Genomic DNA, 16,180 nt, shown 5'->3' with positions numbered 1-16,180 from the left:
GTCAAACAAACTTAAATGGATCCGTATGAATTTCAGAAGGAAAAATGGATACGCTATACCCTTTTCCAGAACACATCTGTACTAATTTTTGGGCAACTCCCTTTTTCATTATTTTTTCCACATTATGTCCCGGATCAACAATATTGAGGCCCATCATCATGGCATCATGTGCCACATGATAATACATGTCACCTGTAACATATACATCAGCCCCCTTCATCTTTGCTGACATGAAGTATTTATTTCCATCTCCGCCCAGGACAGCAACTTTCCTGATTTTGGATGAGAGGTCACCTACTACCCGGACTCCATCCACTTCAAGTGTATGTTTTACATGCTCTGCAAATTCCTTTAGAGTCATCTCGCTGATTTCTCCAATTTTTCCAAGCCCAAGAACTTCCCCCTTGTTTTCAAGCTTATAAATATCATAAGCAACTTCTTCATAAGGATGGTTTTTGAACATGGCCGACAGCACTTTCTTTTCTATATGTTCAGGATAAATGGTCTCAATGCAGACTTCTTCAACAGTCTCAAGCTTACCCTGCTGGCCGATATGCGGATTGGCCTCCCCATTAGGCTTAAACCGCCCTGTTCCACGGGAGGCGAACGAACAATGACTGTAATTGCCAATTGAACCTGCCCCTGAGTTACCAAGCGCTTGCCTTAGTGATTCAGCATTTTCTTCAGGTACAAACACAGCGAGCTTTTTCAATTCAGTTTCATATGTTGGATATAAAACTTCTGTATTGGTCAGCTTCAGTGCATCAGCAAGCATATCATTGACCCCGCCTTTGGCGATATCCAAATTGGTATGTGCTGCATATACGGCTATATCATGTTTGATAAGCTTTTCAATAATTCTTCCGGATGGAGTATCCGTTGAAATTTTTGCAGCGGCCTGTAGATTAACGGATGATGAGCAATAATCAGCTGTACCTTCTTTTCAATTGCCTCATCAACGACTTCTTCCAGCACATCAAGGGCAATCATGACATTTTCAACGGGGGTGTTAAGCCTGCCGATCTGGAGGCCGATTTTGTCTCCTTCCATCGCATATCCTTTTGGGGAGAACTGCTCAAATAATTGGATAATCTCATGTCCATTTATTTTTTTCACTGTTTTAGTACCTCCTCTGCCATTTTGATTTTCTCCTTCAGCTCCTGTTTTCTCTTTTCTGTTTCGCTGGAGTATGCAGCCTTATCGAGCTGCAAAAGGATTCTCTCCCAATTTTTCCTTTCACCAATCCACTTGTTTCGAAAAACTTCGGATTTTTGCTCCATTAGAAAAGGGCCCATCAGCAAACCTTGTTCTTTATTCTTGTATGGTTTCAAAGGCTCTCCTTTTTCAGCTGCAAGGATTTCATAAATCTTTCCGTCTTCTTCGAGAATTTCTTCAGCGATTAGCTCCCAGCCGTTAGCAATCAGCCAGGTTCTAATCGAGATGGCACTTAAATTCGGCTGGAGGATAAGCCTCTTTATAGCAGCAAGCTTGCTCTTCCCATCTTCAAGAATGCTCGCAATTAAAGCGCCTCCCATGCCCGCAATGGTTATACAGTCTACTTCGCCTGGCCCAATTACTTCAAGGCCGCTGCCTTTTCTTACAGAAATCTGATTTTCGAGCCCTTCCATTTTCACCTGTTTTTTGGCTGATTGAAACGGCCCTTCCACCACTTCACCAGCAATAGCAAAAGGGACAATGCCTTTCTTTACTGCGTAGCAGGGCAAATACGCATGGTCTGAGCCTATATCAGCCACTCGTGAACCAGGGGGATATAATTTGTTACAGCTTCAAGCCGATTTGATAATTTCTCTGTATTCATTCTGTCACCACTTATATATGTATTGTAACAAGCGCAGAGCGCCTGCCTATCTGCTCCTCCTGAGAGAAAAGCTAAAAAAAGCTATCGTAATTTGCGATAGCCTTTCTTATAGTATAAAAAAGTCCTTTACATATGCAAAGGACTTTCATTATAGGTATTACTTAAGGCCTGCTAACCATTCAGCCATTTCGGCAGCTTTGTCTTGAGGCACTAATCCTGGAGGCATTGAGCCTTTACCGTTTACTACGATATTTGCGATATCATCTTGTGATAAACGATCGCCTACACCTGTTAGAGCAGGACCAACTCCACCTTGATACTGGTCACCGTGACATCCGATACAGCTCTTCTGATAAATTTCTTCAGGGGTTGCAGCTGCAGTTTCTTCAGTTTCAGCACCGCCGCCTTCCTGTTCTTTAGCAAGCTCTTCCATATCGCCAAGACCTTTAAAAGAAACAAGGAACATTGCTACCACACCAAAAACCATAATTAACACAAATGGAATGATTGGATTGCGATTCATGATTTAACCTCCCTTATGTAAGCACATTCAGTTTAAGTAAGTATACAAACAATCTCTATTTTACTTTAAAAAAGTCAGAAGGAAAAGCCCTATTGTAAACTTTGTCAAATCTTGTTCATAAAATGGACAAAAACTCCATCCTGAGGGTGGAGTTTTTGTCCTTCCTATTATTGGATTCATAATAAATTTAGCACCCAATAAGGCGTGCAATGACCATTCTTTGTACTTCTGAGGTACCTTCACCTATTTCTGTGAGCTTTCCGTCTCTCATGTAGCGTTCTACATGGTAGTCTTTCATATAGCCGTATCCTCCGTGGATTTGGACGGCCTGATCAGCGATTTCCATACAGATTTCAGAAGCATAGAGCTTGCACATGGATGCTTCTTTTGCGAAAGGTCTGCCCTGGTCTTTCAGCCATGCAGCTTTGTAAACCATATTCCTTGCCAGTTCAATTTTCATTGCCATATCTGCAAGTTTAAATTGAATAGCCTGAAAATCTGATAATGAACGGCCAAACTGCTTGCGTTCCTTTGCATACTGGAGTGCCTTGTCATAGGCAGCCTGCGCTATTCCCAGAGCCATAGCTCCAATTCCAATACGCCCTCCATCCAAAGTAATTAAAAATTGTTTAAAGCCCTCTCCTTTTTTGCCGAGCAAGTGCTCAGTCGGAACGCGTACGTCTTCAAGGACAAGTTCAGTAGTATTTGATGAATTGAGTCCCATCTTTTCGTAATTATCGATCACAGTAAATCCTTCTGCATCCGTTGGAACAATAATTGCGCTTATTTCTTTTTTGCCATCCTTTTCACCGGTGACAGCAGTCAATGCTAAATGCTTAGCATAGCTTGCATTTGTAATGAAACACTTATTTCCGTTAATGATATATTCTCCATCTTTTTCTACGGCTGTTGTTCTCGTACCGCCTGCATCAGAGCCTGCATTTGGTTCTGTCAGACCGAAAGCTCCAAACGACTCACCTGTACAAATTGGCACCAGATATTTTCGCTTCTGCTCTTCAGTTCCAAATAAATAAAGCGGTGCTCCGCCAAGAGAAATATGCGCTGAGTAAGTGATTCCGGTAGAAGCGCACGCTCTGCTCAATTCTTCTGTTACAATAGCGAAACTTACAGTATCTGCCCCTGCCCCACCATATTCTTCAGGGAAAGGAAGTCCCATTAAACCAAGATCCGCCATTTTTTTAAAAACTTCTATCGGGAATTCTTTTGTACGGTCTCTTTCCAAAGCCCCCGGTGCCACTTCTTCCTGAGCAAATTCCCTTATGGTTTTATAGATCATATTCTGTTCGGCCGTCAAATCAAAATTCATTTACATCCCCCTTAAACACAAAAGTTGTTGTATACGCTTTCATTACTATTATATAAGGGATGCAAGAGTTTTCTCAACATTTAAAAACTTTTTAAAATATTTTATTATACGAATATAGAAATAACTATTAAAAAGCATCCTAGCGCCCCGGAAATCCATAAATATTGAAACTTCAATTTCAAACCCGCAAACAGCCAAAGAACACAATTAATTACTAGGGCAGCATAGAGAGCTTTCTGGTTTTCGCGATATACCTCCGATACTAGTGCAACAGATCCCATCAGTAAATTCAATGCTGCTGATATGATGGGAATATGCATTAATTTTGCTTTCCTGAAAAAATAAAAAACAAAGAATATACACGTGAAAATAAAAAGAAACAAAATGGCAGTTTGCAAAATAATAGACAATTCAGTAAAATAAATTAATAAAGCAGAAATTGGAATAAGCAGCAAGAAAATAAGATTGGCCAGATACAGACCCATTACACTTTTATGCTTTTTTATTTCCTTCGGCTGACTTCCTTCCGTATAAAGAGCCAGCAGGTAGTCACAATATCGATCAGGGAGCATTCGGCTTTTCTTCCAATACAGAAGTTCGTTAACAATGACCTTTTTTCTGTTTTCATCCAACCAAAGCACATCCAGTCAAAAAAATAGTTTACTTCCATTTTAAGAAGTAAACTATCCACTGGCAATTCTTTTTTATTCTAAGAAGTCTTTTAAACGCTTGCTTCTGCTGGGATGACGCAGTTTTCTTAAGGCTTTGGCTTCAATTTGACGTATACGCTCCCGGGTAACGCCAAATACCTTGCCAACTTCTTCTAAAGTCCTGGTTCGGCCGTCGTCCAGTCCGAATCGAAGACGAAGAACATTTTCTTCCCGGTCAGTAAGTGTGTCAAGAACATCTTCAAGCTGTTCCTTAAGGAGTTCATATGCCGCATGCTCTGATGGAGAAGTGGCATCCTGATCTTCAATAAAGTCACCTAAGTGAGAGTCATCCTCCTCACCAATAGGTGTTTCTAATGAAACAGGTTCCTGTGCAATCTTAAGAATTTCTCTTACTTTATCTGGAGTTAAATCCATATCTTCAGCAATTTCTTCTGGTGTTGGTTCGCGGCCAAGATCCTGAAGAAGCTGACGCTGGACACGGATCAACTTATTGATGGTTTCAACCATATGGACAGGAATACGAATTGTACGGGCCTGGTCAGCAATTGCTCTTGTGATGGCCTGGCGGATCCACCATGTTGCATACGTACTGAACTTAAATCCTTTGCGGTAGTCGAATTTTTCAACCGCTTTTATCAGTCCCATATTTCCTTCCTGAATAAGGTCAAGGAATAGCATTCCGCGTCCCACATACCTTTTAGCAATACTTACAACCAATCGGAGGTTAGCTTCTGCGAGACGTCTTTTTGCTTCTTCATCGCCTTCCTCAATTCGATTGGCAAGTGCGATTTCTTCCTCTGCAGAGAGTAAATCAACACGCCCAATCTCTTTTAGGTACATACGGACAGGATCATTAATTTTCACACCCGGAGGGACACTTAAATCATTAAGGTCAAATTCCTCTTCATTTTTTGCAAGCTCCTGAACATTTGGATCTTCATTTTCATTGTCTCCGACTAATTCAACACCCTGATCTCCGAGGAATTCATAGAATTCATCCATCTGGTGGGAATCGACTTCAAATTGAGACAATCTTTCTGCTATATCATCATAGGCAAGGACACCTGTCTTTTTTCCTATTTCAACTAATTGATCTTTCACTTGTTCAAGGGTCAACTCTGTATCAACCTCTTTTGAACGGGCCGACTTTTCAGCCATATGTCCCCCTCCTTCCAAAAATCAAACACATTCTTAATACATCTTGCAAATGGGACTATTCCTTAGGAGACGCCTAATCCCCAGAAACATTTATTTGAGGCACAAGGCCTTCTTATAGTGACTTTCGCAAATGAAGGATCTCCATTGCGATTAAAGCCGCTTTAGCATAATCCTTTTGTCGTTCTGCTTCTTTTTCTTCATTTAGTTTTTCCTTTATTTTTAACATCTTTTGATAATTCAACACCTGTTTAAGATAATCTGATAATTCCTGTTCGCTTATTTCATCGTTAATGGACATCATTTCTATATCCACCACAATTCGCTTAAGCTTTTCATCTTTTATAAAATTTATAAATGCACTCGGATCAGGCGTATGGCCTTTTTCGTAGAAACCTAAAAGATAGGTAATAATTGCCTGGTGTTCATCGATGTTAAATGTATTTCCCTGAAGCATATCTTGAACTTTAAATGCTATGTCACTATTCCTGAGCATGTGGGCGATTAGCCTTCTCTCCGCTGTATGGTAGGCGGGTTTAAGACTGTCAGCCCTTTTTGGTGTTTGAAGCCTTTTTTGAGGTTCGAAAGCACCTTTCCCTTTATGGGTGTTCCTTCGCTTCTCCGTATAATAGACCTGTTTTTGCTGCTCTTTCAAGGCTTCCAGAGAAAGTGAGAATTCATTCGCAAGCTGGCGCAGATAATGATCTCTTTCGACCGCTTTATCCAGCTGGCTGATCTCCTTTAATACCTCTTCGATATAAAGGAGACGATCTCCTTCATTTTGAAGCCTTTTCCCCCTGCGGAGATAAAGCATCTTAAATGCCATAAAGGTTATGCTGGACTCGATTACATCATGACGAAATTTTTCTTCTCCGAACTCATTAATATAATCATCCGGATCATATCCGTCAGGCATGAGCGCCACTCTGATCTGGCATCCTGCTTCCATTAGCAGATTTGCAGCCCGGTATGCGGCTTCAATACCTGCATTATCGGAATCATAACAGATCGTGATTGATTGAACATTTCTTCTTAAAGAAGCAACATGTTCTTCAGTTAAAGCGGTGCCCATCGTACCAACGCCATTGCCGACACCAGCACGATCAGCAGCGATTACATCTGCAAACCCTTCAAAAAGAACGGCCCTCTGCAATTTTTTAATCTGTGGTCTCGCCAAATGAAAATTATATAAAGTTTTGCTTTTATTGAAGATTACAGTTTCAGGGCTATTTAAATATTTGGGCTCATCGTCCCCAAGTGATCTTCCCGAAAAAGCAATCGTATTTCCGCTGCGGTCAAAAATCGGGAACATGATTCTATCTCTGAAGCGGTCAAAATAGTTCCCATCTTTCTCCCTTTTGATAATCAGTCCTGCCCTTTCCATAACATCTGCCGGGAATTTTCTTTTAGTAAGGAACTTGAAAACAAAATCCCAGGACTTCAATGAATAGCCGATTTGAAATTTCTCAATCGATTCCATTGTAAAGCCTCTATTAAGCAAATATTCAAGTGCATGCTGACCATCTTTTGTGTTTACGAGCAGATGGTGATAAAATTTACGTAGAAGCTCATGAGCTTCCATCATCTGCTGTAAATCTACAGGCATTGATTTTGCTGATGCTGCAGATGCCGCATCAATTTCAAGCTTGACATTTCCTTTTTCAGCGAGTTTCAAGGCTGCTTCCTGAAAGGAATATCCTTCTAATTCCATTAAGAAAGAAAAGGCATTGCCTCCCGCTCCGCATCCAAAGCAATGATAGATTTGCTTTTCGGGCGATACAGAAAAGGAAGGAGTATTTTCGCCATGAAAAGGACAAAGCCCAAAATAGTTGCGTCCTTGCTTGTTTAATTGAATATAGTCGCCAATGACATCAACAATATCTACAGCTTGCCGAATCTCATTTACTTTCTCCTCGGCGATCCGTTCTGCCATATGAACAACTCCATTACTTACTCAGGTATTCGATAAACGTTACTGAATTCCTTCAAGATTCGACAAAATTTTTGTCAATTGCTGCACAAACCTGGATCTGTCCTCTCGGCTGTATGGTTTTGGGCCTTTCCCATAAACTCCTCTTCTTCGCGCTTTCGCTGAAAGGTGCCTCATTTCAAGCGCGGTCCGAATTTCATTTTCCTCAAATAAAATTCCCCTGGGAGAAAGGACATAAACACCATTGAGCAAAAGAGTTGATGCCAATCCAATATCTTGAGTTACAACTACATCTCCTGATTTCACATAATTCATTATGAATAAATCAGCAGCTTCCTTACTGCTGTCAACGAATTTCCAGACAGCCCCATTTAGGTCATTTTTCATATGGGCATAAGAAGCAACAAATACTGCGTCCAACGTAAAGGAATTGGCTATTTCGACAATTTCTTCTTTAACGGGACAGGAATCAGCATCTACTATAATGTTCGGTTTGCCTGATGTTCTAATAATTCTACATCACTCCGCATAATCCTTCTTTGCATGAATAACTTTTGCATTGTGAGATATGTCGAATTTTTCTTGGTCGAAAACTTGACATGCCACAATAAATAGTTTATTCCTTCGCAATGAACTCTAAACCTATTCAGGGACATTTTTATCACAATTTTTTATTATAGTACATTAATCTCTATTTTGCCATTAATTTATCTGGGATGAATATAATTTAATTTACAGGTTTTCCCCTGAAAAAAGCCATCCTTAGAATGGAGCTTTATTTCGGGGTTCCAGAGGAGTCTCCCGCTCCCTATTCTACCCTAAGCTAAACAGCCTAAATGCCTAGTATAAAAAAGAAAAGGCACATAAAAATTTATGTGCTAGCTTTTCGGAAAGCTTTTACGGTATTGATTTAGAATCATATTGGCTGTTTCTTCTACTGCCTTATTCGTGACATCTATAACCGGGCATTTAATTTTAGATACAATCTTTTCAAAGTAACCTATTTCTTCTTTGATTCTCTCTATATTAGCATAGCTGGCATTATCGCTTAAACCTAGCGATATTAGACGTTCTCTCCGGATAAAGTTTAATTTCTCAGGACTGATTTTCAGGCCGAAGCACTTATCAGGCGGGACAAGAAACAGCTCTTCTGGAGGATCGACTTCAGGAACAAGGGGAACGTTAGCCACTTTAAGGCGCTTATGTGCCAGATATTGAGAAAGAGGTGTTTTTGATGTCCTTGAAACGCCTATTAACACTATATCCGCTTTTAATATCCCACGAGGGTCTCGGCCATCATCATATTTAACAGCGAACTCGATAGCCTCAATCTTTTTAAAATAATCCTCATCAAGCTTTCTGACCAGTCCAGGTTCAAAAAGAGGGGTAATGCCGCAGGCTCTTTGGATTTGATCCATTAAAGGGCCAACGATATCAAAAGCATATATTCCTTCTTCTGCAGACCTCTGGTTAATATACTTCCTCATATCCGGCTTAACCATTGTATAGGCTATCATGCCATTATCCAGTTTTGCCAGCGAAATGACTTCATCAATATGTATTTTTTCTTCAACATATGGGAAGCGCTTAATAGATATATCACTGCCATTAAACTGGCTTGTGGCAGCTTTTGTTACAAGTTCGGCCGTTTCTCCCACTGAGTCCGAAACGACGTAGATGATCGGCAATTTTTCCATTCTTCAACACCATCTCCTTCTTACTTTGCTACTTTTCGCCGGCCAGGGCCAAGAATGCTTTTGTCAGGTTTGTTTTGGTTATCCGGCCGTTTACTTCGAACCCTTTCTCTGTCTTTTTTACAACAGGAAGGGCATCGATTTGCTTTTCAATCAGCTTTTTAGCAACTTCTATGAGCAAATCATCTTTTTCACACATCGTAATATTAGGCATTCTTGTCATAATGATATTAACAGGGATAGAATTAAGCTCCTGCTTGCCAATACTAGCCCTAAGCAAATCCTTCCTTGACAAAACCCCTACAAGCAGTGAACTCTGGTCCACTACAAATAGCGTGCCGACATCTTCCAGAAACATAGTCACAATTGCATCATATACCGATACATTCTCATTAACGACTACAGGAATGGATTGATAATCTCTTACATAAAGCTTCTGAAGGTTTTCTGTCAACAGCTGTGCCCCGGTTTTTCCTGTATAAAAATATCCTACACGCGGACGGGCATCCAAATAGCCTGCCATCGTTAATATAGCCAGATCCGGCCTTAGTGTTGCCCTGGTTAAGTTAAGCTGTTCCGCTATACTCTCACCAGTGATCGGTCCGTTTTCCTTTACGATTTCTATGATCTTTTCCTGCCTTTTATTTAATTCGATCTTCCTCACCACCTATTCTGAACAGGGTATGCTAATGGCACTCATTTCCCATTATAATAATGTTATACTTTTATATAATTATTATATACTATTTGTCATAAATGAAAAGATGTGTTTCCTATATAGTTCTCTTTACTTCGCCCAATATGTCCAAAATATGAAAGAGCCCGTCAGCAATATAACAGGCTCTTTCCTGACAGCTAAAGCTGCTGTCTTCTTTCTTAAAATTTAATCCTATTCCAGCAAAAAACGCAAAATTTAAGCTCGTTATTTAACAATAATTTCGTTCATATTTGCAAACTTCTTAATCAAATCAGCCAAATTTGCCATCTGGTGCAGCCTATTGCTGCGAATTTCCTGCTTTTCATCCATAACCATAGTATGCTCGAAGTATTGATCAATTTCTGGTTTCAGGCTAATTAGCAGGTTAAAGGCAACTTCTTCTGCTACCTCTTTTCTTAATTCCTCGTTCACTGATAAATATTTGTTGAAAAGAGATTTTTCGTAAACATTTTCAAATAAGCTGCTGTCTATATCCCCTTTATCCTCTGCTTTAGAAGCAATGTTGATAACTCGGCTAAGAGCTTCAATGCTTTCCTTGAAACCTGCAGCATCCTTATGGGACTCCAATACTTCAGCTCTTTTTACAAGTGAAGGCACTGAACCGATTTCACTGCCCAAAACGGCTTCAATTAAGTCATAACGAACTGTCTTCTCCTGCAGCATATATTTGATTCTTAATTTAAAGAATGAAACCAGTTCCTGCATCAATTCACCCTTTGATTTCTTTCCAATCTTCGAATTAAGAACAGTCTCAGAAGATAATGCAATTAATTCTTCGAGTTTTAAATCCCAATTTTTTGCCAGTAAAGTCTGGATAACACCCGTTGCCTGTCTTCTTAAGGCATATGGATCCTGGGAGCCGCTTGGAATAATCCCTATTGCAAAGGAAGACACAATTGTGTCGAGCTTTTCAGCAATGGACAGCACTGCACCAGCATCACTTGCAGGCGTCTGGTCCTCTGAATTGCGCGGCATATAATGTTCATTAATTGCACGCGCCACAGCTTCCTTTTCACCTTTTTGCAGGGCATATTTTTCACCCATAAAGCCTTGCAGCTCTGGAAATTCATAAACCATGTGCGAAACAAGGTCGAACTTGCTGATTTCAGCAGCCCGGTCTGTCACTGCCTTTGCCTCATCGCTGAAATGAAGATTTTCACTCAAATTAGCTGCCAGCTGGCGAACACGTTCCACCTTTTCAGCAAGAGTTCCAATTTCTTCATGATAAACAATGTTCTTAAGTTTTTCCAGTGATGCCGCGATATCCGTTTTTTGGTCCTCCCTGTAGAAGAAAGCTGCATCAGAAAGTCTTGCCCGCAATACTTTCTCATTTCCTTTAGCCACTTTCTCCAAATGTTCATGGGATCCATTTCGGACAGTAACAAAGTAAGGAAGCAGCCTGCCCTCTTTGGACTTTACCGGAAAATAACGCTGATGCTCCTTCATCGATGTAATTAAAACCTCTTCCGGAAGCTCCAGGTATTCTTCTTCAAACTGGCCATATAATGCTGTTGGATACTCAACCAGGTTATTTACTTCTTCCAATAAATCTTCATCTACAGGGATCACCCAGTCATTTTCTTCTTCTATTTTTTGCAATTGTGATAGAATTGCACTTTTTCTTTCCTGCGGATTAGTTATCACATATTGCGCCAGCAGGACTTTTCATAATCAGAAGGATTGTTAATTTCAATCTCTTCGCCCAGAAAGCGGTGGCCCCTTGTAAGGTTAGAAGTATGAACGTTTGTAATTGCAAAAGGAATGACTTCATTTCCGAATAATGCCATAAGCCATTTGATCGGCCTGATAAAGCGCAGCTCCTGGTTTGCCCAGCGCATATTTTTCGGGAATGATAACGAGGTGACAATCTGCTGGAGTTCCGGCAGCAGTGCTGCTGTTTCCTTTCCTTTTATAAATTTGCTGACATGGGCATATTCAACCCCATTAATTTCTTTAAAGAATATATCTTCAACAGAAGCTCCCTGGCCCCGGCTGAATCCAACCGCAGCTTTTGACCATTCTCCATCCTCGGTTAAGGCAATTTTTTTGCAGGTCCTTTCGCTTCCTCATTTATGTCCTCCTGTGCGGTATCTACTCCCGTTACAAGAACAGCCAAACGGCGTGGAGAAGAGAAAGCGCTGATCTCGTCAAAAGATATTTTCTTTTCCAAAAGCCATGAGTTCACTTTATCTGAAAGCTGATTCATTGAATTAGTGACAAATCTGGCAGGCATTTCTTCAAGTCCAATTTCCAGCAGAAGATCTTTCTTATTCATGAGATTCTTCCTCCTTATCCTTTAATATTGGGAAACCGAGTTTTCTCTCTCTTCATAAAAAGTTTTGGCTACTTTTCTGGCCAGATTTCGGCATCGGGCGATATAGCCGGTTCTTTCTGTAACAGAGATCGCTCCCCTTGCATCAAGCAAATTAAAGGTATGAGAACATTTTAATACATAGTCATATGCCGGGTGTACTAGGCCTTCATCCATTTGTCTATGTGCTTCTTTTTCATAAATATTGAACAAATTGAAGAGCATTTCCTGATCTGATGTTTCAAATGTGTATTTCGAATGCTCGAACTCAGGCTGCAGGAAGATATCTCTAACCGTAAACCCGTCAGTCCATTCAAGGTCAAAGACATTTTCCTTGTCCTGAATGTAGGATGCAAGCCTTTCTATTCCGTAGGTAATCTCAACTGACACAGGCTTACATTCCAATCCGCCTACCTGCTGGAAATATGTGAACTGCGTTATTTCCATACCATCAAGCCAAACTTCCCATCCTAAGCCTGCACAGCCCAGAGAAGGATTTTCCCAGTTATCTTCTACAAACCGGATATCATGTTCAAGCGGATCAATGCCCAATGCTTTTAATGAATCAAGATACAGCTCCTGAATATTATCCGGCGACGGCTTCATGATCACCTGAAATTGATGATGCTGATAAAGCCGGTTTGGATTCTCACCAAAACGCCCATCGGCAGGACGGCGTGAAGGCTCCACATAAGCAACATTCCACGGCTCTGGTCCAATCGCTCTTAAAAAAGTATACGGGCTCATTGTTCCGGCCCCTTTTTCAGTATCATATGCCTGCATCAAGATACAACCCTGTTCAGACCAATGTTTTTGAAGTGTTAATATCATGCTTTGAATATTCATAGGACACCTCTTTCTTATTGTATAAATTATAGCTTTATGAACTTAACAGCTGTCTACCCACCGCTTTTCTGTGAACATAAAAAACTCCCGTCTCTATGCCCAATGGCATAGGGACGAGAGTTTACCCGCGGTTCCACCCTATTTGCTGCGATTTTGACCACAGCCTCTTTAGTTGTCGATAGACAATATTGCTCTGGAGCGCCCTTCCTTAACCATCCATGCCCGGCTCCCACTATCCCGGGTTCGCTTTAATTAGAAAAGGTTAAGTACTCTTCTCCTTCACAGCAATTATATTTTATTACTTTGAATCATAGCGGAATGGATTTAAATTGTCAATAATAACAAAAGCCAATGCGCTTCGCCTATAAAGAAACGCATTACATTAAATCATTAAACTTAGCCATTTGATTCAGAAACTTCTTTGTCTTCAAGTTTAAGCCTGAATACTCTTCATAATAGGCAGAAATAATCTTTTTCAATTCAGCTTTGGTTTCTGGTTTGACAGAGATATTGCCGAGCCGGGACAAGTCAAAAAAGTAAAACAGGCGAAGAAGCTTAATTGTCGCCTGGGACACTTTATAATGATAAGGATCCTTATCAAGGCAGCGGTGACAAATAAGCCCGTTTTCGCGGATAGAAAATGCAAAATGCCCGTCAGTGCTTCCGCAGACAGAACATTGATCAAGTACTGGATATAAACCCAGAGCATTCAGCATTTTCATTTCATAAATGTTTGTAAGAATTTCCGGGTCATATCCTTCGTTTATTAAATTTAGGGTTTGATACAGCAATTCGAACAAAAATGGGTTGGGCTTCTTATCCTCAATGCTTTTATCAGTCAAATCGACAATATAGCTTGCATATGCAGTCAGAAAAATATCTTCTTTAATGGACCGCATAGATGAAATCATGTCCCCCTGCTGCAGGGTACCCAAACCGCTTCCACGCTGAACTAAGAAATTCCCGTATGTAAAAAGCTGGGTGACAGCAGCAAGTCTGCTGTTCGGCTTTTTCGCTCCTCGTGCCATCACACCAACTTTTCCCCATTCACGGGTATATAAAGTAACAATCTTATTTGTTTCACTATAATTAGTTGTCCTGATGACGATGCCTTCACATTTATCAAGCAACCGTGACACCATCCCTGTCTTTCGACAAACCTATGAGATGGGAAAATCAGCTTCTGCTAGCTCTTCATCATTGCTGCCGGGTATATCCTGAGTTTCCTTTTCTAGCTCCTTGAAGAGAAGATATGTGTCAATATTTCCTGTCTGGGAAAACACTCTCCAGGTAAAATCCATCATCGAAAACCCCACCTTTCAGTTATTCAACTAGCAATTTCTTTATCCCAATACATTTATCTATATCATAGCCTGTCTTTGTAAAATCATGAGACGAAAATATTGTCAATCACCTGCATGCATATAAATCAGAAATGAATAATACTTTAATTAGGGCTGGGTTTAGTACTCATCTTCACGGAAGCCAAAGTCGCGGAGCTGTGACATTTTATTGCGCCAGTCTTTTTGGACTTTGACCCATAGCTCCAGGAAAACCTTTGATCCAAGAAGATTCTCAATATCAACTCTTGCTCTTTTTCCGATTTCCTTGAGCATTTTCCCTTGCTTTCCAATCACAATGCCTTTTTGGGAGTCACGCTCCACAATGATTGTAGCCATGACATGAATGACATCCTTATCTTCGCGGCGTTCCATTTTATCAATGGTTACAGCAAGCGAGTGCGGTATTTCTTCTCTTGTTAAATGCAGTGCTTTTTCCCTGATCAGTTCGGAAACGATAAATCTCTCTGGGTGGTCCGTTACTTGATCAGCTGGATAAAACTGCGGCCCTTCCGGAATATATTCTTTAATCTGTCCTAACAGCGTCTCTACATTATTGCCTTCTAAAGCAGAAATGGGGATAATTTCGCTGAACTCGTACTTTTCCTTGTAAGACTCAATAATTTTAAGAAGTTCATCAGGATGTACCTGGTCAATCTTATTGATTACAAGGAAAATCGGTGTACGGACTGACTGAAATTTCTCAAGTATGAATTCTTCACCGCGTCCAAAGCCTTCCTGGGCATTTACCATAAACAGGATGACATCCACTTCTTTAAGTGTATTTTGGGCAACTTTCATCATAAAGTCTCCCAGTTTATGCTTTGGCTTATGGATTCCTGGCGTATCAATAAATATAAATTGTGCGTCATTGGTAGTCAGGACACCTTGAACTTTGTTGCGCGTTGTTTGCGGTTTATCACTCATAATCGCAATCTTCTGCCCGATTACGCGATTTAAGAACGTTGACTTCCCTACGTTCGGTCTGCCGATTATGGAAATAAACCCTGATTTGTGTCCTTTTGGTGTAGTAGTGTTATTCATGTAAATCCTCCGGTGAAAATGCTCCTGGCAGTAATTCTTCAACTGTTAATTCCTTAATATCCCCTTTTAAGTTGGTTAAAACCACTTTCATTTCAGGCGGACATAATTCGGCTATTACCTGTCTGCATGCACCGCATGGGGGAACTGGACGGTCTGTGTCAGCAACTACAGCTATGGCTGAAAAACTTTTTACGCCATCAGAATACGCTTTAAAAAGCGCAGTCCTCTCAGCACAATTACACATGCTGTATGCAGCATTTTCGATGTTGCAGCCATGAAAGACCTGCCCGTCACTGCTTAATAGTGCCGCTCCTACTTTAAATTTTGAATATGGCACATATGCTCTATCTCTTGCAATCATTGCTTCTTTTATTAGTTGATCGCTGTTCACAAATAATTCTTCCTTTCCTGTAAAGCGAGTTGCTCCCCAAGCCAATAAACCAAGGTTTGGACCTGCAATGGGCCTTGTGAAATTAAGCAATGCGCTCAATAGCTTCTTCGGTAAGAAGCAGCCGCTTCTCTTTTATTTTACAACATTTTACTGTGATTTTCATCGTTTGTAGCAAAAACGTAACAAAAAAATTGAATTTTCTAAAAATACATAGGCTGATTTAATTTTGAACCAGGTCCCTGTTCTGAATGAGATTCCACAAACATCTCCCCAGCATGCAATATTTACTGCTGTTCTGTCATTTTAGCGGATTCAGTGAGCGTTTTCAAACCCATGCTCTAAATTTTTTCACCATACTTCAGACTTTGCTGTTTATATAGAAATACCAAAAAGCAAAGCTGCCCATCCGGA

12 protein-coding genes, 4 pseudogenes and 1 other annotated feature are annotated in these 16,180 nt (G+C 40.5%); all 16 genes and pseudogenes read right to left on the bottom strand.

The window, feature by feature from the left end; genetic code table 11:
- Position 1: 1 nt before the first annotated feature.
- Positions 2-1,116: pseudogene (locus M5V91_RS00305) on the bottom strand (Nif3-like dinuclear metal center hexameric protein).
- A pseudogene (locus M5V91_RS00300) lies at positions 1,113-1,819 on the bottom strand (tRNA (adenine(22)-N(1))-methyltransferase). Before M5V91_RS00300 ends, M5V91_RS00305 begins: the two co-directional pseudogenes overlap by 4 nt.
- A 157-nt stretch (positions 1,820-1,976) precedes the next feature.
- The gene (cccA, locus tag M5V91_RS00295; RefSeq protein ID WP_009332985.1) at positions 1,977-2,342 is read right to left on the bottom strand and encodes a cytochrome c550; all 366 of its coding nucleotides are present in this window, start codon (positions 2,340-2,342) and stop codon (positions 1,977-1,979) included.
- 187 nt (positions 2,343-2,529) lie between these two features.
- Positions 2,530-3,669: an acyl-CoA dehydrogenase gene (locus M5V91_RS00290; protein WP_251175141.1), complete on the bottom strand. Its 1,140-nt coding sequence runs from the start codon at positions 3,667-3,669 to the stop codon at positions 2,530-2,532.
- 104 nt (positions 3,670-3,773) lie between these two features.
- The gene (locus tag M5V91_RS00285; protein ID WP_251175140.1) at positions 3,774-4,310 is read right to left on the bottom strand and encodes a hypothetical protein; all 537 of its coding nucleotides are present in this window, start codon (positions 4,308-4,310) and stop codon (positions 3,774-3,776) included.
- Between the two features lie 63 nt (positions 4,311-4,373).
- Positions 4,374-5,498, bottom strand: coding sequence for an RNA polymerase sigma factor RpoD (gene rpoD, locus M5V91_RS00280; RefSeq protein ID WP_009332988.1), 1,125 nt, complete (start codon positions 5,496-5,498; stop codon positions 4,374-4,376).
- A 112-nt stretch (positions 5,499-5,610) separates the two neighbouring features.
- Complete coding sequence (gene dnaG / locus M5V91_RS00275; protein WP_009332989.1) at positions 5,611-7,428, bottom strand: DNA primase; 1,818 nt, start codon at positions 7,426-7,428, stop codon at positions 5,611-5,613.
- Positions 7,429-7,467: 39 nt separating this feature from the next.
- Entirely contained in the window at positions 7,468-7,935 is a 468-nt protein-coding gene (locus M5V91_RS00270) for a YaiI/YqxD family protein (RefSeq protein WP_026041796.1), read from the bottom strand.
- A gap of 368 nt (positions 7,936-8,303) precedes the next feature.
- Positions 8,304-9,122 carry a pyruvate, water dikinase regulatory protein gene (locus tag M5V91_RS00265; protein ID WP_009332991.1) on the bottom strand — a complete coding sequence of 273 codons (819 nt, stop codon included), beginning with the start codon at positions 9,120-9,122 and terminating at the stop codon, positions 8,304-8,306.
- A gap of 28 nt (positions 9,123-9,150) precedes the next feature.
- Entirely contained in the window at positions 9,151-9,786 is a 636-nt protein-coding gene (gene ccpN, locus M5V91_RS00260; RefSeq protein ID WP_009332992.1) for a transcriptional regulator CcpN, read from the bottom strand.
- A gap of 255 nt (positions 9,787-10,041) precedes the next feature.
- Positions 10,042-12,112 (bottom strand): annotated as a pseudogene (gene glyS / locus M5V91_RS00255) (glycine--tRNA ligase subunit beta).
- Positions 12,105-12,994: pseudogene (gene glyQ / locus M5V91_RS00250) on the bottom strand (glycine--tRNA ligase subunit alpha). Before glyQ ends, glyS begins: the two co-directional pseudogenes overlap by 8 nt.
- Before the next feature lie 106 nt (positions 12,995-13,100).
- Positions 13,101-13,286, bottom strand: a binding site (T-box leader).
- 85 nt (positions 13,287-13,371) lie between these two features.
- Entirely contained in the window at positions 13,372-14,124 is a 753-nt protein-coding gene (gene recO, locus M5V91_RS00245; protein WP_009332995.1) for a DNA repair protein RecO, read from the bottom strand.
- 30 nt (positions 14,125-14,154) lie between these two features.
- The gene (locus tag M5V91_RS00240; protein WP_009332996.1) at positions 14,155-14,298 is read right to left on the bottom strand and encodes a YqzL family protein; all 144 of its coding nucleotides are present in this window, start codon (positions 14,296-14,298) and stop codon (positions 14,155-14,157) included.
- Positions 14,299-14,457: 159 nt separating this feature from the next.
- A complete protein-coding gene (gene era / locus M5V91_RS00235) occupies positions 14,458-15,378 on the bottom strand; it encodes a GTPase Era (RefSeq protein ID WP_009332997.1) in 921 nt (306 codons plus the stop codon).
- Positions 15,371-15,769, bottom strand: coding sequence for a cytidine deaminase (locus tag M5V91_RS00230; protein ID WP_009332998.1), 399 nt, complete (start codon positions 15,767-15,769; stop codon positions 15,371-15,373). The genes era and M5V91_RS00230 overlap by 8 nt, the downstream gene beginning before the upstream one ends.
- Positions 15,770-16,180 lie beyond the last annotated feature (411 nt).

Source organism: Cytobacillus pseudoceanisediminis (assembly GCF_023516215.1).
Lineage (GTDB): Bacteria > Bacillota > Bacilli > Bacillales > Cytobacillaceae > Cytobacillus > Cytobacillus pseudoceanisediminis.
The sequence above is the reverse complement of the archived record's forward strand: the minus strand, read 5'-3'. Positions and strand labels throughout refer to the sequence as shown.